Source organism: Clostridium sp. CM038 (assembly GCF_055081105.1).
Genome location: NZ_CM143651.1, coordinates 3,894,884 through 3,911,445 on the forward strand (window position 1 = coordinate 3,894,884; position 16,562 = coordinate 3,911,445).

A 16,562-nucleotide genomic window follows, 5' to 3' on the forward strand; every position below is an offset into this window, starting at 1 on the left:
TCACTCCCTTTTTTCGGTCATTTTTAATTATTTTCCAATTTTCTTCTAGGATTTAATGCTTAAAACGATGTTTTCTTTGAATTAATGGTCAATAATGGTTTAAACATGAAGTATAGTGGAGCAAATCTTTTGAAAAATTTACACAAACAAATTTGAAAAATGCCTTTAGATCCATTTACATTAACTTTAATATCCCGCTAGGAGCAGTTTTTCCACTAGGTTTTAACTTCTATTCAAAAAATAAAAGTAGGTATCATTCATCCTGTAAACACCTTACAGATTCCTGACACCTACTTCTAACTTTAGTTATTTATTAGTTTATTTAATAACCCTTTAACAAGATTTACTCCTACCCTTAACGTTCCTCTTAAATGTATAATATGTTGCAAGAAAATAGCATACATAGATAATTAAAATTATCGCCAATGATATAGCTATGTTAAACACAAATGCGCTATCCCCTATAAAGACGCTTATTACTTTACTGTTTATGCCTTCAAAATTATACATACATATTATGAACCCTATTATGGCTACCGATATTGGCATAATAAAGTACAATGCTATTTGTTTTAATATTATCTTATTGATTTCATTATTGTCTATTCCTAATTTCTTTAGCGTTTTAAATCTTTCCTTATGCTCAATGGAGTCTGATAACTGTTGCAAAGCAAGAACTGTCAAACTAATCATTAATAAGACTGTTCCTAGGTACATTCCTAGTATTCTCATTGCTAGTGTAGCATTTAATATCTCACTAACTTCAGCTACTTTTATGTTAGTAAAAATCGGATAAAAAGCTCGACTTTTATATTCACTTAGTACCTTACTATAGTTTTCCTCAAACCATTGTGGTACATACTGTTTTTCAAAGCCTAATGCCTTATCATAACTAATCTTCTTTTTTGTATTTGCGAAAAGATCAGTGCCGGCTAATATTAATTTTTTACACCATTTATCAGGAACTACTATCAGAGCATTTGTATTTCCGCTATAGATACCTTCTCCAATAGATTCTTTATAGTATGAATTTGAGCTAATCTTTAAGTTATTACTATTTATATTAATAGTTGAATTTTGTTTTATATAATTTTCAATATCAGTATCTTCTATCATTTTCGCCCATTGCATGGTAAACTCATTATTATTTAGCGTTACTTTCTCATATCCTCGCATTTTCCTTAGCTTATTATAATCACTTAAGCTAATTACTAACATAGGCTTTTTTCTTTTATCTCTTGCCTTAAAATCATCGACATTTAAGAAATATTTCTCTGCCTGACAGTAATCATCCATATTATAGTCATCATTATTTAGATGTTCTATTATTTTCTTATAATCTATTTTAAGTAAATTACTTTTTTTAGATATATCACTTCTATCTGAAATTATAGAATAATCATTGTTTATGATTATATCGTAAGGCACTCTATAATCTAGAAATCCTAAAGTCCATTGTGACATCAGTAAAGTTAGTGAAAAGCTTAATGCAGCGCCTAAAAATGTTATTGAAATTGTGGCCATTAAAATAGGCGCTGTCTTTATTTTTGAAACTATAGCCCCTATTAAAAATAAGTTTGTATATTCATATTTAAAATTTGTCCACTTATCCTTAACATCAATAATTATATACGCTAATGAATAAAACAATGCATATGTTCCTATAATGTATCCTATTAATCCTACTGCTATACAAATTGCCTTATCACCTTCTGTAACTGTAGTTTTTAAAATCTCATAAGAACAATATCCACAAACACTATATAGAACTATTGCCACAATAAATATGCTTACATATACAAACTTACTTCTTTTAAACTGAAACTCTGTTTTCTTTTGTGCATTTATCATATCAATAATCTTAACTTTCCCTAAAGCTTTCATATTGAAAAATCCAATAATACAAAACATAACTATAAAAAATATGAACGTTATAATTACAGTATCCATATATAATTTAAAAGAGAAATTTATGCTCTGCTTTTCAGTCATAAGAACTATTGCAGTAACTACTTGTGAAAATAATGTGCCTATAAAAATTCCTAATATAATTGAAGCAATTCCGATTATTAGCATTTCTATAAAAAACATTAATGCGACGCTTTTCTGCTCAGTTCCTAGCAATATATATGTAGCAAATTCATTCTGCCGTCTTTTTATCATATATTTGTTTACATATCCTATAAGTAATACTAATAAAGCTGTAACTATATATGTGGAATATTTCAATATTTGCTTTAATAGTTCAAGGTTAATAGAATCCTCTGTTATTAATTCATAGCCTGAGCTTGACATTGATGTAAACGCATAGAACAAGCTTACACATAATGTTATTGTTATAAAGTAAATCAAATAATCCTTAATAGACTTTTTTGCATTGTTAATTGCTAGCCTAACGTACATCTCTTATGTCACCTCCTAGCAGTGCAACTACATCTAAGATTTGATTTAAAAATTGTTTACGTGTATTTTCTCCCTTAACGAGTTCCGTGAAAATCTTACCGTCTTTAATAAATAGAATCCTCTCACAATAACTTGCTGTAAATGAATCATGCGTTACCATTAAAATAGTTGCTCCTAATTCCTCATTTAAATGTGAAATCATTTCTATTAGCATCTGAGCCGCTCTTGAATCTAATGCTCCCGTTGGTTCATCTGCTAAAATAAGTTTAGGATTTGTTATCAAAGCTCTTGCACATGCAGAGCGTTGCTTTTGGCCTCCCGATACCTCATATGGGTACTTTAAGAGTATATCTTCTATACCTAATTCTCTAGCAACTTTACTTACTTTTCCATCTATTTCACTCTTTTTACATCTATTAATTGTTAATGCTAAAGCTATGTTCTCATGAATAGTCAAAGTATCTAATAAGTTGAAATCCTGAAATATAAACCCTAGATTCTCTCTCCTAAACTTTGCAATATCCTTCTTACTTATCTCTGTTAAATCCTTATTATCTATATAGATGAATCCTGAACTAACTTCATCAATAGTTGCTATAATATTTAATAACGTAGTTTTTCCCGACCCAGAAGGTCCCATAACTCCAACAAATTCTTCCCTAAAAACATTAAAACTAATATCATCAATCGCCTTTACCACATTCCCCTTGTTACCATAATACTTTTCAACATTTTTCAAACTTAATATCTTATCCATTACTCTCACCTCAATATCATTGTACATTATTTCTATTACACCTAATTCGATTAAACCTTACTTTTATGTTACAACTTTGTCACCAAAAAAATTCCTACACCTTATGGTGTAGGATTAGATTTGAGTTACTAAAACTTCCCTTTGGGAAAGCAATTATTACTCTGGTATATAAATCTTCATTTGATTCTAATGTTATTAATAAACCTAATTTGTCACATAATTTTTTACAAATATATAATCCTATACCTGTAGATTTATTATTAAGCCTTCCTTTGGTTCCTGTGAATCCTTTTTCAAACACACGATTAATTTCATTCGATGGTATTCCTATACCGTTGTCTTCAATACTTAACTGAACACCATTTTTAATATCATCTGTATATATTTTAACCTTTGGAAAATTCTTTGTTCTATACTTTACTGAATTAACTATTATTTGATTTAATATAAACTCTAACCATTTGCTATCACAATAAATGCTTTTATCTAGGCTTATTAACTCAATATCTATACCGCTAGAAATAAATATTTGTTTATTTCTTATTAGAACATGACTTACACATTGCTCTAGCGAAATCTCTTTTATAAGATAATCCTTTTCAACTTCCTCACTTCTAGCATAAAATAAAGCCTGTTCAACAAATCTATCTATATTCTCTAATTCTTCTAAAACTACTCTAGAAGTATTCGTCTTATTATTTTCTTCTATTAACTTAATCGATGATATTGGTGTTTTTACTTCGTGAATCCACTGCTCAATATACTCTTTATAATCTTTACGTTGGACTTTGCTCTTATATATTTCTTCACGCATAGATTTACTAGCCTTTTTCATCATAATGTAGTATGGTACTGAATCACTATATGGTGGTACTTCTATCACTTCACTAATAAGATACTTCTTATCCAATCTATCAATAGTATTTAGGATATCATTAAAATATAATTTTCTTTTTCTATACTCATATGTAAAAAATGTTATAACCACTGTAATCCAAATTACTACTATAACTTTTATGGTATCAAAAGTATTTCCTACACTAAAGAGAAATATTACTAAGGTACCAAGTGATATAATATTTAGTAGTATCACATTAATTATTCCTTTAAAATAATCACTTAAACTCATATTATATACCCTTGTCCTCTTTTAGTTTTTATAAAGTCCTTAACTCCAATATCTTCAAATTTATTTCTTATTCTAGTAATGTTTACAGTAAGGGTATTATCATTTACAAATAATGAACTATCCCATAAATACTCCATAATATCTACTCTAGATACTATCGTGCCTCTGTTATTTAATAAGTAATGAAGTATTTTCAACTCATTTTTAGTAAGATCAACTTCATTACCATTGTGCTCTATGGTGCTAGATAATATATTTAACCTTATGCCATTATACTCAACCACATCCATTGTTTTTTCATTAGGGTAGGCTCTTTTTAAAAGCGAATTTATCCTAGCTAATAAAATTTGAGTATTATATGGTTTTGTAATAAAATCATCTCCACCTAATGTTATACTCATAAGCTCGTCAATGTTAGTATTTCTGCTTGTAACAAATATAATTGGTACTGTTGAAAAACTACGTATTTCTGTACATATCTTAAACCCATCATCATAAGGTAAATAAATATCTAATAAAATTAGATTAGGACTGCTCTCCTTAACCAATTTAGGAATTTTATTAAATTCATTAGCTTTTATAACAGAATATCCATTGCATATCAAAAGACTTGCTATTTCATTTTTTAATTGTTCATTATCCTCAACTATCATTATGTTAAACATCTATTACCCTCTATTCTTAGATTAACTTCTATGCTTTATTATAAGACTACATGTATTTGGAGCGCGACATAAAAACACCGTAAAATGCAATTGAATAATACGGTGTTTTAAAGAGATTATTCAGTTTTAATAGTTGCGACGTTCTATGTGAAGATTACGAATTAACCTATCCCTCGCATAATGTATGAAATCCACATTACTTAATGTTGCTTTTTAATTTTACTGTGCTATAACTTAAAACAAATATATCAATAAGCATTATGCAACCTACGACTCTTATTGCAATATCAGAGAATGGTGATATAAACCGATTAATCCCCATACATATTATCGTAATTATCATTATAATTATCATAAATACATTTTTGTTTTTCATTTACTCTTTTCCTCCTTATCAATAATAAAGGTCGCACCACAATATTTTACAACTTCGACGTAACTCTATATAAATTATAGCATATTATACATATTTCTACATCGATGTATTTTTATGATGGTGGTTTTTACAATTTTAAATACCGTATTATTCAGTTATCAAAGACCATTGTTCGTACTTTCAATTTCATTAATTATGACGCATTTTAATCAAAGGTTGAAATAACTATTTGCGCCTATTATCCAAACCCGTTCTTACTTATCTAATCCCCTTTTGCTATAAATGTAAACACCCCCCCTGCAGCGATTACTATCCAAGCCAAAATTACAAATAGGCCATAGGACGATTCAGCACCTATGATTTGACCTTTAAATACCTTTTCCAGTTCTTCTTTGAGAATAATTCAAATTTAATTTTCACATTCCAATGTCTAAAAGACCCAATTTTAACATTATCTCTTTATAATCTACTTTTAAGCCTAGAAGATTAGAGAAAAACTTCATATAATCCTCTATAGTCATCCTCTCACAAAAATCCTCTTCTCTTAATACAACTCCAACACTACCAATATTAGGTTTAATATACTGGTCGTTTCTTACGTCTTCTATATATATTTCACCTTTGGCTGGTGTTTCGTTTCCTAAAATCAAATTCACCAGCAAATCACTTACTTCATTGCTACACTCTATACTTATGGAACTACCTTTGTTTATATTAATATCTATATCTCTTATCACATTATTCTTTTGTTCTTTATAAACCTTTAATTCTAAGCATATAAAACATCCTTCCTAATTTTATATCCTAATATTATCACATAAATACAGAATACGTTAATTCTTAGATTGCTAATAGGCTCCTTGGTGATATATATTATTTCAAAAATATAGAAACCATGTTACAATTTTATTGTTGGTTTTGTATATTCTAAAAACACCATACATACAGCATTGTAGAAAATGGTGAAGTAACTTTATTTATATAATATTTCTCTAAAATATAAAAGCCCTATTGACACTCCCTTTAGAGGATACTGTAATCTAACTTCACAAGGAAAGGAGATGTGTATATGTTTCGAATAGGCGACTTTTCCAAACTTACGAAAACTACAGTAAAAGCATTAAGGTATTATGATGAAATTGATTTATTAAAATCTGAATTTGTGGATGAGGAAACAAACTATCGTTTTTATACAACGAAACAGTTGATAAAGCTTCACAAAATTCAATCTTTTCGCCAAATCGGTTTATCAATTAATGAAATCAAGCTGATCATGTCCGGACACTGTATAGAATTAATTTTGGAAAAACGAAAAAGTGAAATTGAAGATACTATCGCTGAAAGTAATTCACAGCTCTCTCGAATTGAATTTATATTACAAGGGAAAGGGGAGGAGTTAATCATGAATTATCAAGAGATTTTAAAGGAACTACCAGAGTGTATCGTCTATTCAAAGAGGATTACAGTACCAAGTTATGACTCATATTTTGAGATCATACCGGCAATCGGAGAAGAGGTTACTGCAGCAAATCCTGAATTAAAATGTACTGTTCCTGAGTACTGCTTCATCAAGTATATTGACAATGAATACAAAGATAAAGATATTAACATTGAATTCTGCGAAGCGGTAGACAAAATGGGTAAAGAAACTGGCGATATTAAATTTAAGAAGATTGAAAGTGTATCTGCAGTTTCCATTATGCATAAGGGTGCATATGCTGGGCTTGCAAAGGCTTATGCATTTGCTTTTAAGTGGACTGAAGATAATGGATATATAGTTGTTGACAGTCCACGAGAAAACTATATCGATGGTATTTGGAATAAAGAAAGCGAAGATGAATGGCTTACCGAGTTACAAATACCCTTGATAAAGAAATAAACTGGGGGATTATTAGCATAATCTTTGAGCTATTTATGTCGCATCCTTCATAAATAGCTCAACAATCATAAATATACGATTGCTGAACAATCGTTAAGTATGCCATTATCTGATTGGTTTGCGACACTAACACTATTAATTGCAAGCGCTTTAATGATCATTGGCGGTCTTAAAACAAAATGATAATATTCTTTTAAACTACTTTATAATGGGAGCCTTTAACTTTCAAAAGATAATACTTCTCCATCTTCGGGTATAGATACATTAATACTAATACTATTAGCACTTAAATAACACTTCAAGCCCTTTCTTGATAATCTGCAATGATTCCATGCCTCCATGTGTACAGCAACAATCTTTATATTTTCATATCTACGGCATAATTCATGTAAATCTTTTGTTGTCATAGTAATAGGTTTTCCATATTTAAATTGTGCACCACCACAATTGCAAACAACTATTCCAGGTTTAAAGTTTTCTATAGACTTTTCAACTTCCGTACACCATACTGTATCCCCCGCAATATAGACAGGAATTTCGCCTTTTAAAGAAATAACAAAACCAGATACTGGTGCCATTTTCATAGCAAGAACACCGTGACCATGTTTTCCTTTAGTTCTATTAAAAATTATATTATTCCAAGTATAATTATCCTGAATTGCGTATACATCAGTAAACCCATAGGATTTCAATTTCATTTCATCTTCTGGTTGGCAGAATATTGGAATGCTTTTAGGAAGTAATTTTGCTGCCGCATCATCAAAGTGGTCCCTATGAGTATGAGTAACAAGTACAGCATCACAATTAGTAATATCATCGATACTTATAGGTAATTCTACTAAGGGATTATATTTTTGATTTGGTACATTCCCAATAGGAGCTATAGATCCTGCTTCACTTAATACAGGATCTACAAGTATTCTCTTATTATTTACAGATAATATTAAGGTAGCATGACGAATTAATTGAATTTTCACTGTTCATTCCTCCTGTTGTTTTATATACATTTATTATATAATAGAAATTACTTGATTAGAGAAAGTAAAAGAGTGAAAATAATTTCGTCATGAAAGGATTTTATATATTATGCTTGATCAAACAGATATTCAAATTTTAAATATTCTTACAAAAAATTCACGTATGCAATGGCAGGAAATTGGCCAAGAAGTTCATTTAACTGGACAAGCAGTTAGAAACAGAATAACTAAAATGGAAAATTTAGGTGTTATTGAATGCTATACTATAAAAATTAATTCTGCGTTAATTGGTAAGCCCTTAACTGGTTTCATAACTGTTTTTATGAAAACAACTGACCATTTAGCATTTCAAACATATATACATAATAATTCTATAATAACTGAAGCCAACAGAATAAGCGGAGAAGGATGCTATATGTTAAAAGTAACTGCATCTTCTCAAGAAGAAATAGTACAACTGTTAGATGAAATTTTAAAATATGGAAATTATAAATTAAATTTATCCATAGAGAATATAAAATAGTAATGCAGCTCCAGTCCACCACCCCCATAACATTATACGTTCCTTTTCTCCCACCTACATCACTTTACATATAACATTGACATATATTTCATATTATGCTATTCTATCATTAGAATAGCAAGGGAGGAAAAAAATGACACAGATTGAAGTCATACTTTTATCACTTTTATGTGACAAAAATTATTATGGATATGAATTTGAAACTGTAATAGAGCAAAGAAATATGAGAGGTTGGACCAATATAGGCTTTTCCTCAATCTATAATTCTTTAACCAAACTTGAAAAAAACGGTCATATAGTTTCAAAATACGAAAAAGAATACGGTTCACCTAAGAGGAAAGTATATTCAATCAAGGATGAAACAAAAATAATTATTAAAGAGCATATTATCAAGATGATAAGTGAATATAACAGTGATCCAAGTGAATTTGATATAGGTATGCTGTTTTCTTATTTAATAATAAAAGAAAAATTAAAGGAAGCTTTAACTACTCATAAAGAAAATTTAGTTAAGAGGAAAGAATTTTTACTTAAAAGATATGACCAGCATCCTACAGCACGACAAAGACCACATATAAAAGCATTATTTGAAAGGCCATTAGCATTTGTAGATACTGAAATTTCATGGCTTGAAGATTTTATAAGTGATAATTTTAAAAAACACAATTAAATAGAGATAAAATCACAGTTTCGGTTGGTAGTCCGAACCTATCTTCTTTTTATAGATAGCAGTATCCTTCCCTCCTGGGGTCGTCCCTTCTCTTTATCAAATTCTACTAAACAGGAGGAATTATGAAATGGGAATTAGCATTAGTTTAAATGTATTTTTTGAGGGTACATTTTGGGTAGGGGTATTTGAGAAGGCTTATGATGGGAAATATGAAGTATCTAAAATTGTCTTTGGGGCTGAACCAAAGGACTATGAAGTGTTTGATTTTATATTAAACACCTTTTATAATTTAAAGTTTACTAATCCCTTACGTACTGAATCCGTTGAAAAAAGAAAGATAAACCCTAAAAGATACCAAAGAGAAATAAAGAAATCAATGGAAAACAAAGGTACAGGTACGAAAGCTCAACTTGCTATGCAACTACAGCATGAGCTAACTAAAACAGAAAGAAAAATAGTTTCAAAAGAAGAAAAAGAAGAAGAAAGGCAACTAAAATATAAATTAAGACAACAAAATAAGAAAGATAAACATCGGGGCCACTAATTAGTGAAAAATTAATAATAAGGGTGTGATTTCATGAGACTTCACAGGCTGCTCGGAATTATTATGTTGCTTAATACACGAGGAATAATGAAAGCCGGAAATTTATCAAAAATACTTGAAACCTCAGAAAGAACTATATACAGAGATATGGATATATTGTGCGAATCAGGTATTCCTATTTTATCAATTCCAGGTCCCAGTGGAGGTTTTTCTTTTGTTGAGGGGTATAAAATCAATTCTAATAACCTAGCGAGCGGAGATGTAGTTAATCTATTGCTTTCAGGTATGGGTATACACTCAGAAAAAAATACTGAAATGTCGCAGCAACTAAAACTTGCCGTCATTAAGCTTGAAAATAGTGTATCAAAGGAACATAGAGAAGAAATTATTAAAGCTAAGGAAAGGTTTTTTATTGATTCGCAACCTTGGTGGGGCACGCGAATACAAAATCAGAATGTAGATATAATAAAAAAATCAGTGCTTAATTTAAAAAAGTTAAAAGTTCACTATAAAAAATTTGACGGAGAAGTATCCGAAAGGATTATAAGACCTTATGGTGCTGTGGTAAAAGATTCTCAGTGGTATGTGGTAGCGTTTTGTGAATTAAAAAACGAGATTAGAATTTTTAAATGTAGCAGAATTGAAAGTATTGAAGTGCTAGATGAAAGCTTCAGCATGGATGAGAACTTTAACCTGGGAAAGTTTTGGGAAAATAGTAAGCATCAATTTGTGAGACAATCCTACCTCAAAGTAAACCACGCTTCATACCCTGTTAAAATTAAATTCTATGAGGAAAAGAAGCGGACCCTTGAAGGCTTTTGTGTACTCTCTTCCATGAAAGTTAATGATAATTGGTTTTATGATATCGACATGATAAGTTTTCAAACTGCCTGCAATGTAATTTTTCCTTTAAGTGATAGAATTGAGGTTTTAGAGCCTATAGAGCTTAGATCGTACATAATTAGAAAAACAAATATAATTTCAAATTTATATAGGGCTACATAATTCCTGACATACTGTTGGCAAGGATTCCCTGATATAATTGTGATATCAAATAAATGGATGGAGGCAATAATTATGGAAGAAAAAATAGTAAGCTTTGAAGGATTTAAGGCTGTAGGTATACCTTATTTTGGAAACAATAGTAATAGTGAAATTGCTACTCTTTGGGAATCATTTAACAAAAACTGCGGAGACATAAAGCAAAAAAGCAAGTCCATGCTGTATTATGGTATATGTGATTATGGAAATTGTGGAATGGATTCAGAAGGTAGGTTCAACTATACTGCTTGCGCCGAAGTAGACAGCTTTTCTGATGTACCTGAAGGTATGGTAACAAAGGTTGTCCCAGAGGGTAAGTACATGGTGTATACTTATAGTGGAGCTATAAAAGATTTAGGTGCATTTTACAATGATGTATTTGAAAAGTTCATTCCATCCTCTTCGTATGAATTTGATTGTAGACCCCTACTAGAATTGTACGACGAGAGATTTATGAATAATGGACAATTTGACATATGTGTTCCTATTAAATAACACTTTTATAACTCATAATTGGGTGACTTCCACCAAATTATGAGTTATTATCACATATAACGAATTATACCTGCTACCCTAGCTAAAATATTGATTTTAAGATAATCAGAACTTCTTATATCTACTAAATATATTTCACTTTTTGCTCCCTAAAATTAAATTGTATTCTTAATTTCCCATCCTTGTAACCGGCTTTAATGATTTCCTTTGATTGTAATTTTTGTGGAAGTACAAAATTTCGTTTTTCATTTTTAATGGAAATACTAATTTCATCTCCATTTTGAAGTAAATTTAATTCATTTTTATCTACAAAAGGCATATTGATATTTAAATAATAGCTTTCATCTGTACTTGATTTTTCAATTTCAAAAATTTTGTCTTTAAAGAGCACTTTGTCTGCAGAAACTTCTTTAAATATACTTTCTCCCATATTTAATAGGACCTCATAATTCCTAACCTCGCTATGCATTAACTCAGTTTTGAAAATTGGTACCGGGCTAAAACTTTCACTTATCTCCTTAAGATTTTCACTTTGAAGCTTCATCCATTTTTCGAAATATCCTTTCCCTCCCTCTTCTGAAATTATTTTATTTACAATAATTGCGTCTACATTAAAATCATAGAGATGCAAATAAGAAAAATTTCTTTTAGCTTCCTTGATAACAATCTTTTCTGGAGTAGTAACTATTCTAAGGCTTACCTTATCCTTTTGGAGCATTAACTTATGGAGTTCATCAATTTTCTTATATAGCATTTCTATTTCATCAAAAGTTCTCTCATCAGGAAGCGGAATCTTTACTGTATGCTCAATTATTGGCTTTGCAATTTTTGCCATCTTTCTTTTCATAGGAAAAATTTTGTCCATCCACCACTTGAAAAGCTCTGGAAACTTCAAAAGCGACATAGTTTCGCCAGTAGGAGCACAATCAACTATTAACACCTCATAGTTATTTTCATCATTAATCTGTTTAATTTTAAGTAAGGAGATCAGATCCTCGAACCCTGGGAAAACCAGTAATTCTTCAACATCAATGGTTTTTGCATTTTTTAAAAGCATCAATTTTTCTATATAGCCTTTGATATTCCCCCAAATAGCTTCATTTTCAATAAGAGCATCCACCTCTATAGCTTCTAAATTTTCTGAAATTTGGGTAGGTGTATTCGATAGCTTTACACCGAAGGCATCGGAAAGACTATGAGCCTGATCAGTGCTCATTATAAGCACCTTTTTCCCCTGCTTTGCAATCTGGCAGGCTGTGGCTGATGCGACACTAGTTTTTCCAACTCCACCTTTTCCTGTATATAAAATAATTCTCATTTTAATCCCTCCAATTCAATTATAAAAAATCTACTTTAACCTTTTTAATCTCTTGGTTTGCTTCCTCTTCCGCTTTTTCACAACCCTCGTTAATAAGATCCAATCCAATATCCTTAATAAGGATAATTGCTTCCTTCTCAAAGTTATTGATCTTGTGCAAGATTTTTTCTGGCAAAACATCTTTTATAACCTCATATTTAAGTTTTTCTATTCTTATCAATTTTTTAATTATTTCACCATTCATCTAATCCACCTTCTCATCAAAATAAATAGATAGATAATCCTCATTAAAATCAGCTTTACTTATTGAGTATTTTCTCAGTGAATTTGGACAAGGAATATTCCTCTTAAAATTGCCTATTTTTATGGATATATCAGAACCAGTTTCATACAGTTCTAAGTCTTTCTTATCTCCAAAGGGCACATAAACTTGAAGCTTATAACCACCCTCAACCTTTTCAAATTTCTCGTTAAAGGTTATTTTTTGAACCTTAAATATATCCTTAACATTCAGAGAATCCACAACTATCCTTTCTAAGCCGCAAATTCCATTAATATCTACCTCATACCATTTAATTTTGAACCTCGGCAAATTCAAAAATACTGAATCTATTTCTTCCATGTACTTTCTTTGAATACATTTCCACTCATCAAAAAATTTATTTCCTATATCCTGGGGTATTATCCTATTAATATATATTGTATCTACATTAAAATTATAAAGGTTTAAATACATGTAATTTCTCTTGGTCTCTTCAATAACCATTTTTTCAGGAATTGTAACCAATCTTATACTGCAACTCTCTCTATCCTTAAATAAGTTTTGAAGATCTGTTAGCATTATATAAAGTTTTTCAATATCATTCATAGCTTGCTTATCAGGCATTTCTATCTTAAATGCTATTTTAGAGATAGGTCTGATCACTTTCATTGCAACCTTTCCAATGGGAAATAATTTCTCCATGTACCAACTCATAAGCTCTGGAAATTTTAAAAGGGATATGGTCTTGATATGCTCCCCTTATGGTAGACAGTTAAAATAATAAAACTGTTTACTATAAGGAGGGCTATTTTTTTATGGGAAGAAAATCAACTATATCAGACCAACAAAAAATTAAGGCTGTAACATCATATTTAAATGGAAAAGCTAGTATGTTAAGTTTATGCAACAAACTTCAAGTACATAAGAGTTCTTTTCAAAAATGGGTAATACGATATAAATCAGAAGGTGAAGCTGGGTTAAAACATTCTAGCAAAAATACTTCTTATACTGCCAAAATCAAGATTAACATTGTAAAAGAATATCTTGATGGGCATGGCTCACTGAATGATTTATGCATTAAGTATCATATTTCGTCAAATACAGTTTTATGCAATTGGATAAAGAAGTATAATGGTCATGAAAACATAAAATCTTCTGGAACAGGAGGAAAAATAATCATGACCAAAGGACGCAAAACTTCTTATATTGAACGCATTGAAATCATAAAGTACTGTATTGAAAACAATAACAGTTATAATAAAACTGTTGAAAAATATAAGGTATCTTATCCTCAGATTTATACCTGGATGAAGAAGTATAATCAGTTTGGTATTGAAGGGCTTTTGGACCGACGTGGAAAGCCAAAGGCTGAAGAGTTAATGACAGAAGATGAAAAGCTAAAAGCTCAATACAAGCTTTTAGAAGCACAAAATAGAAGATTACGGATGGAGAATGCTCTTCTAAAAAAAATCCAAGAGATAGAAAGAAGGCGATATTAAGCGAAGCTAGATACGAAGATACTTATCTTGCAATCCAAGAATTATCTAACAAAGATAAATTTCCTATAACTGAGTTGTGCATTATAGGCGGCGTTAGCCATTCTGCATATTATAAATGGCTACACAGAGAAAAAAGTAACCGAGTATTGAAAAACGAAGAATTATTAAAGCTTATTTGTGAGTTATATGAGGAAAAAGACGGTATCTTAGGCTATCGCCAGATGACGATTAAAATCCGTAGAGAATATAATAAAAAAGTTAATTATAAACGAATTTATCGTCTGATGCAGATATTAGGATTAAAATCCGTATGCAGAAAAAAAAGATATAATTATATTAAGTCAACTCCTGAAGTTACTGCAGAAAATATTTTGGATAGAAATTTTAAAGCAGAACAAGTCAATAAAAAATGGCTTACAGATGTAACCGAGTTTAAATATGGGAGAAGTGGACAAAAGGCTTATCTAAGTGCAATATTTGATTTAGGTGATAGAAGTATTGTTTCATATGTCATTGGTCATTCTAATAATAACCAATTGGTTTATCAAACCTTTAATCTTGCTGTTAAAGTATACCCTGATGCTAAACCAATATTTCATAGTGACCGAGGTTTCCAGTATACTTCAAAAATATTTAAAGAAAAACTAAAAAAAGCTGGAATGATACAGAGCATGTCGAGGGTTGGGCATTGTATTGATAATGGTCCAATGGAAGGATTTTGGGGAATCTTAAAAACAGAAATGTATTATCTTCATAAATTTGAAGACTATGAAAGCTTAAAGAAATCGATTGAAGACTATATAGAATATTATAATAATAGACGTTATCAAAAACGTTTAAAGTGCATGACACCAATGGAATATCAGCGATATCTATTAGGTAATGCAGCATAAATAAAGCGCCTACCAAATGATAGACGCCTTACATAAAATCTTTAATTATTTCCACTGTCTACTTGACAGGGGGCAGTTCATCTCTCCTGTGGGTGCACTATCTACAATTATTAGGTCATAAGTACCTTTGTCATATAAATCTTTAATTTTCAAAAGACAAAATAGCTCTTCCATTCCCGGAAATACAACAATATCCTCAAAACTTTCTGCTTGCTCCTCATCTTTAAAAACCATCATTTTTTTTAAAAGCAGCTTGAATACTCCCGTAATAATTCTCCATTTCATAATTAGGATCAATTTCAAGCCCCCATAAATTTTCCCGTATTTCTGTAGGCTCATTCTTTATTTGTTGCATAAAAATATCACTCAAGTTATGTGCCATATCAGTGCTAACAATTAAAGTTTTTATTCCCTCTATTGAGGCCTTAAGTGCATGAGCTGCTGCGGTGCTTGTTTTACCAACTCCACCTTTTCCAGTAAAAATAATTATTCTTTTCATATCATCCCTCCTAATTTTAATTCTTTAATTGAATAGTTCTTTTAACGAAGTATTTCTTCTTAAAATAACTCAGGTTCACTGAGCTATTCAATAATTATTTTTCTTAATTTTTTAACAGGAACATCTTCTTTAACTGGATTCTTAATTCCCTTAAAAACTCCCAGTACTTTGTTATAAATACTTAAAGCTGAAGAAATTTCCTCCTCGGTAAGCTTTCCGTAAATCTCAATAAAATATTTAACAATCATAGCCTTTTCCTTCTCAATCACAGTACTTGCAACCTCTGTAAGGGTTATTAAAACTATTCTTCTATCCTCTGCACTTCTTATTCTTTCTACCATTAGCTTTTTTTCTAATCTAGCGATAACCCCTGTGGCAGTATTTAGTGGAGCATTTATGTACTCTGCTATTTCCGTCATATTAGCATTACTTTTTCGATGCAAGAATAATAATGCTAATATTTCATTCTTAGAAAAATCTAAGAATATATCACTCCACTGTTCTGGAAAAAATAAAACCTTAAACTCATCAATATGATTAAAAATAATTTGCTCTATTTTGTTTATATCCATAAATTTCCTCCGAATTAGTTCTTGTTACGAATTATATTTTAATTCTATCGCCGAAGTATT

The 16,562-nt window shown here is 30.3% G+C and carries 21 protein-coding genes; 8 read left to right on the forward strand and 13 right to left on the reverse strand.

Annotated elements, in window-relative coordinates; all coding sequences use genetic code 11:
* Positions 1 to 333: 333 nt before the first annotated feature.
* From ACWJKS_RS17975 to ACWJKS_RS18000, 6 genes are all read right to left on the reverse strand, one after another.
* Positions 334 to 2,403 (reverse strand): FtsX-like permease family protein, encoded by a 2,070-nt coding sequence (locus tag ACWJKS_RS17975; RefSeq protein ID WP_462960129.1) that lies wholly within the window; start codon positions 2,401 to 2,403, stop codon positions 334 to 336.
* Positions 2,393 to 3,160: an ABC transporter ATP-binding protein gene (locus ACWJKS_RS17980; RefSeq protein WP_462960130.1), complete on the reverse strand. Its 768-nt coding sequence runs from the start codon at positions 3,158 to 3,160 to the stop codon at positions 2,393 to 2,395. The genes ACWJKS_RS17975 and ACWJKS_RS17980 overlap by 11 nt, the downstream gene beginning before the upstream one ends.
* A gap of 94 nt (positions 3,161 to 3,254) precedes the next feature.
* Positions 3,255 to 4,289 (reverse strand): ATP-binding protein, encoded by a 1,035-nt coding sequence (locus ACWJKS_RS17985; protein WP_462960131.1) that lies wholly within the window; start codon positions 4,287 to 4,289, stop codon positions 3,255 to 3,257.
* The gene (locus ACWJKS_RS17990; protein WP_462960132.1) at positions 4,286 to 4,954 is read right to left on the reverse strand and encodes a response regulator transcription factor; all 669 of its coding nucleotides are present in this window, start codon (positions 4,952 to 4,954) and stop codon (positions 4,286 to 4,288) included. The genes ACWJKS_RS17985 and ACWJKS_RS17990 overlap by 4 nt, the downstream gene beginning before the upstream one ends.
* A gap of 196 nt (positions 4,955 to 5,150) precedes the next feature.
* Positions 5,151 to 5,330: a hypothetical protein gene (locus ACWJKS_RS17995; RefSeq protein ID WP_462954846.1), complete on the reverse strand. Its 180-nt coding sequence runs from the start codon at positions 5,328 to 5,330 to the stop codon at positions 5,151 to 5,153.
* Positions 5,331 to 5,746: 416 nt separating this feature from the next.
* Entirely contained in the window at positions 5,747 to 6,067 is a 321-nt protein-coding gene (locus ACWJKS_RS18000; protein ID WP_462960133.1) for a hypothetical protein, read from the reverse strand.
* Between the two features lie 332 nt (positions 6,068 to 6,399).
* Between ACWJKS_RS18000 and ACWJKS_RS18005 the strand changes: the two genes are divergently transcribed.
* Positions 6,400 to 7,209 (forward strand): MerR family transcriptional regulator, encoded by an 810-nt coding sequence (locus tag ACWJKS_RS18005; RefSeq protein WP_462960134.1) that lies wholly within the window; start codon positions 6,400 to 6,402, stop codon positions 7,207 to 7,209.
* Between the two features lie 218 nt (positions 7,210 to 7,427).
* Here the strand turns inward: ACWJKS_RS18005 and ACWJKS_RS18010 are convergent, their stop codons facing one another.
* Complete coding sequence (locus ACWJKS_RS18010; RefSeq protein ID WP_462960135.1) at positions 7,428 to 8,186, reverse strand: MBL fold metallo-hydrolase; 759 nt, start codon at positions 8,184 to 8,186, stop codon at positions 7,428 to 7,430.
* Between the two features lie 109 nt (positions 8,187 to 8,295).
* Here ACWJKS_RS18010 and ACWJKS_RS18015 point away from each other — a divergent pair, with 109 nt between their 5' ends.
* The 5 genes from ACWJKS_RS18015 to ACWJKS_RS18035 all read left to right on the forward strand — a co-directional run bounded on the left by ACWJKS_RS18015 (position 8,296) and on the right by ACWJKS_RS18035 (position 11,459).
* Positions 8,296 to 8,709 (forward strand): Lrp/AsnC family transcriptional regulator, encoded by a 414-nt coding sequence (locus ACWJKS_RS18015; protein ID WP_462960136.1) that lies wholly within the window; start codon positions 8,296 to 8,298, stop codon positions 8,707 to 8,709.
* 133 nt (positions 8,710 to 8,842) lie between these two features.
* The gene (locus ACWJKS_RS18020) at positions 8,843 to 9,379 is read left to right on the forward strand and encodes a PadR family transcriptional regulator (RefSeq protein ID WP_462960137.1); all 537 of its coding nucleotides are present in this window, start codon (positions 8,843 to 8,845) and stop codon (positions 9,377 to 9,379) included.
* Between the two features lie 127 nt (positions 9,380 to 9,506).
* On the forward strand, positions 9,507 to 9,923 hold the full coding sequence (locus ACWJKS_RS18025; RefSeq protein WP_462960138.1) for a YjdF family protein: 417 nt from the start codon (positions 9,507 to 9,509) through the stop codon (positions 9,921 to 9,923).
* Positions 9,924 to 9,956: 33 nt separating this feature from the next.
* The gene (locus ACWJKS_RS18030) at positions 9,957 to 10,928 is read left to right on the forward strand and encodes a helix-turn-helix transcriptional regulator (protein WP_216302089.1); all 972 of its coding nucleotides are present in this window, start codon (positions 9,957 to 9,959) and stop codon (positions 10,926 to 10,928) included.
* A 72-nt stretch (positions 10,929 to 11,000) separates the two neighbouring features.
* Positions 11,001 to 11,459, forward strand: coding sequence for a GyrI-like domain-containing protein (locus ACWJKS_RS18035; RefSeq protein WP_216302090.1), 459 nt, complete (start codon positions 11,001 to 11,003; stop codon positions 11,457 to 11,459).
* Positions 11,460 to 11,583: 124 nt separating this feature from the next.
* Here the strand turns inward: ACWJKS_RS18035 and ACWJKS_RS18040 are convergent, their stop codons facing one another.
* The 3 genes from ACWJKS_RS18040 to ACWJKS_RS18050 are packed head-to-tail and all read right to left on the reverse strand — an operon-like array spanning position 11,584 to position 13,789.
* Complete coding sequence (locus ACWJKS_RS18040; protein WP_462960140.1) at positions 11,584 to 12,777, reverse strand: ArsA family ATPase; 1,194 nt, start codon at positions 12,775 to 12,777, stop codon at positions 11,584 to 11,586.
* 19 nt (positions 12,778 to 12,796) lie between these two features.
* A complete protein-coding gene (locus ACWJKS_RS18045) occupies positions 12,797 to 13,021 on the reverse strand; it encodes a hypothetical protein (RefSeq protein WP_216302092.1) in 225 nt (74 codons plus the stop codon).
* Positions 13,022 to 13,789, reverse strand: a complete 768-nt coding sequence (locus ACWJKS_RS18050) for an ArsA family ATPase (RefSeq protein WP_462961095.1) — start codon at positions 13,787 to 13,789, stop codon at positions 13,022 to 13,024.
* Between the two features lie 65 nt (positions 13,790 to 13,854).
* Here ACWJKS_RS18050 and ACWJKS_RS18055 point away from each other — a divergent pair, with 65 nt between their 5' ends.
* Both ACWJKS_RS18055 and ACWJKS_RS18060 read left to right on the forward strand, forming a co-directional pair.
* Positions 13,855 to 14,538 (forward strand): helix-turn-helix domain-containing protein, encoded by a 684-nt coding sequence (locus tag ACWJKS_RS18055; protein ID WP_258280590.1) that lies wholly within the window; start codon positions 13,855 to 13,857, stop codon positions 14,536 to 14,538.
* Positions 14,532 to 15,431 (forward strand): IS3 family transposase, encoded by a 900-nt coding sequence (locus tag ACWJKS_RS18060; protein WP_258280758.1) that lies wholly within the window; start codon positions 14,532 to 14,534, stop codon positions 15,429 to 15,431. The genes ACWJKS_RS18055 and ACWJKS_RS18060 overlap by 7 nt, the downstream gene beginning before the upstream one ends.
* A 45-nt stretch (positions 15,432 to 15,476) precedes the next feature.
* On the opposite strand, the gene ACWJKS_RS18065 is transcribed toward ACWJKS_RS18060, so the two are convergent.
* The 3 genes from ACWJKS_RS18065 to ACWJKS_RS18075 form a co-directional block, all read right to left on the reverse strand.
* Positions 15,477 to 15,668, reverse strand: a complete 192-nt coding sequence (locus tag ACWJKS_RS18065; protein ID WP_462960141.1) for an ArsA-related P-loop ATPase — start codon at positions 15,666 to 15,668, stop codon at positions 15,477 to 15,479.
* Positions 15,655 to 15,930 (reverse strand): ArsA family ATPase, encoded by a 276-nt coding sequence (locus ACWJKS_RS18070; protein WP_462960142.1) that lies wholly within the window; start codon positions 15,928 to 15,930, stop codon positions 15,655 to 15,657. The genes ACWJKS_RS18065 and ACWJKS_RS18070 overlap by 14 nt, the downstream gene beginning before the upstream one ends.
* Positions 15,931 to 16,013: 83 nt before the next feature.
* On the reverse strand, positions 16,014 to 16,502 hold the full coding sequence (locus ACWJKS_RS18075; protein ID WP_462960143.1) for a MarR family transcriptional regulator: 489 nt from the start codon (positions 16,500 to 16,502) through the stop codon (positions 16,014 to 16,016).
* Positions 16,503 to 16,562 lie beyond the last annotated feature (60 nt).

What these genes read in the sequence shown, in the direction of transcription:
- ACWJKS_RS18045 (WP_216302092.1), bottom strand. Translation starts at nt 13,021, where the DNA reads ATGAATGGTGAAATAATTAAAAAATTGATAAGAATAGAAAAACTTAAA.
- ACWJKS_RS18075 (WP_462960143.1), bottom strand. Translation starts at nt 16,502, where the DNA reads ATGGATATAAACAAAATAGAGCAAATTATTTTTAATCATATTGATGAG.
- ACWJKS_RS18070 (WP_462960142.1), bottom strand. Translation starts at nt 15,930, where the DNA reads ATGAAAAGAATAATTATTTTTACTGGAAAAGGTGGAGTTGGTAAAACA.
- ACWJKS_RS17990 (WP_462960132.1), bottom strand. Translation starts at nt 4,954, where the DNA reads ATGTTTAACATAATGATAGTTGAGGATAATGAACAATTAAAAAATGAA.
- ACWJKS_RS17975 (WP_462960129.1), bottom strand. Translation starts at nt 2,403, where the DNA reads ATGTACGTTAGGCTAGCAATTAACAATGCAAAAAAGTCTATTAAGGAT.
- ACWJKS_RS18025 (WP_462960138.1), top strand. Translation starts at nt 9,507, where the DNA reads ATGGGAATTAGCATTAGTTTAAATGTATTTTTTGAGGGTACATTTTGG.
- ACWJKS_RS18040 (WP_462960140.1), bottom strand. Translation starts at nt 12,777, where the DNA reads ATGAGAATTATTTTATATACAGGAAAAGGTGGAGTTGGAAAAACTAGT.
- ACWJKS_RS18015 (WP_462960136.1), top strand. Translation starts at nt 8,296, where the DNA reads ATGCTTGATCAAACAGATATTCAAATTTTAAATATTCTTACAAAAAAT.
- ACWJKS_RS18020 (WP_462960137.1), top strand. Translation starts at nt 8,843, where the DNA reads ATGACACAGATTGAAGTCATACTTTTATCACTTTTATGTGACAAAAAT.
- ACWJKS_RS18055 (WP_258280590.1), top strand. Translation starts at nt 13,855, where the DNA reads ATGGGAAGAAAATCAACTATATCAGACCAACAAAAAATTAAGGCTGTA.
- ACWJKS_RS18030 (WP_216302089.1), top strand. Translation starts at nt 9,957, where the DNA reads ATGAGACTTCACAGGCTGCTCGGAATTATTATGTTGCTTAATACACGA.
- ACWJKS_RS18035 (WP_216302090.1), top strand. Translation starts at nt 11,001, where the DNA reads ATGGAAGAAAAAATAGTAAGCTTTGAAGGATTTAAGGCTGTAGGTATA.
- ACWJKS_RS18005 (WP_462960134.1), top strand. Translation starts at nt 6,400, where the DNA reads ATGTTTCGAATAGGCGACTTTTCCAAACTTACGAAAACTACAGTAAAA.
- ACWJKS_RS17985 (WP_462960131.1), bottom strand. Translation starts at nt 4,289, where the DNA reads ATGAGTTTAAGTGATTATTTTAAAGGAATAATTAATGTGATACTACTA.
- ACWJKS_RS17995 (WP_462954846.1), bottom strand. Translation starts at nt 5,330, where the DNA reads ATGAAAAACAAAAATGTATTTATGATAATTATAATGATAATTACGATA.
- ACWJKS_RS17980 (WP_462960130.1), bottom strand. Translation starts at nt 3,160, where the DNA reads ATGGATAAGATATTAAGTTTGAAAAATGTTGAAAAGTATTATGGTAAC.
- ACWJKS_RS18065 (WP_462960141.1), bottom strand. Translation starts at nt 15,668, where the DNA reads ATGATGGTTTTTAAAGATGAGGAGCAAGCAGAAAGTTTTGAGGATATT.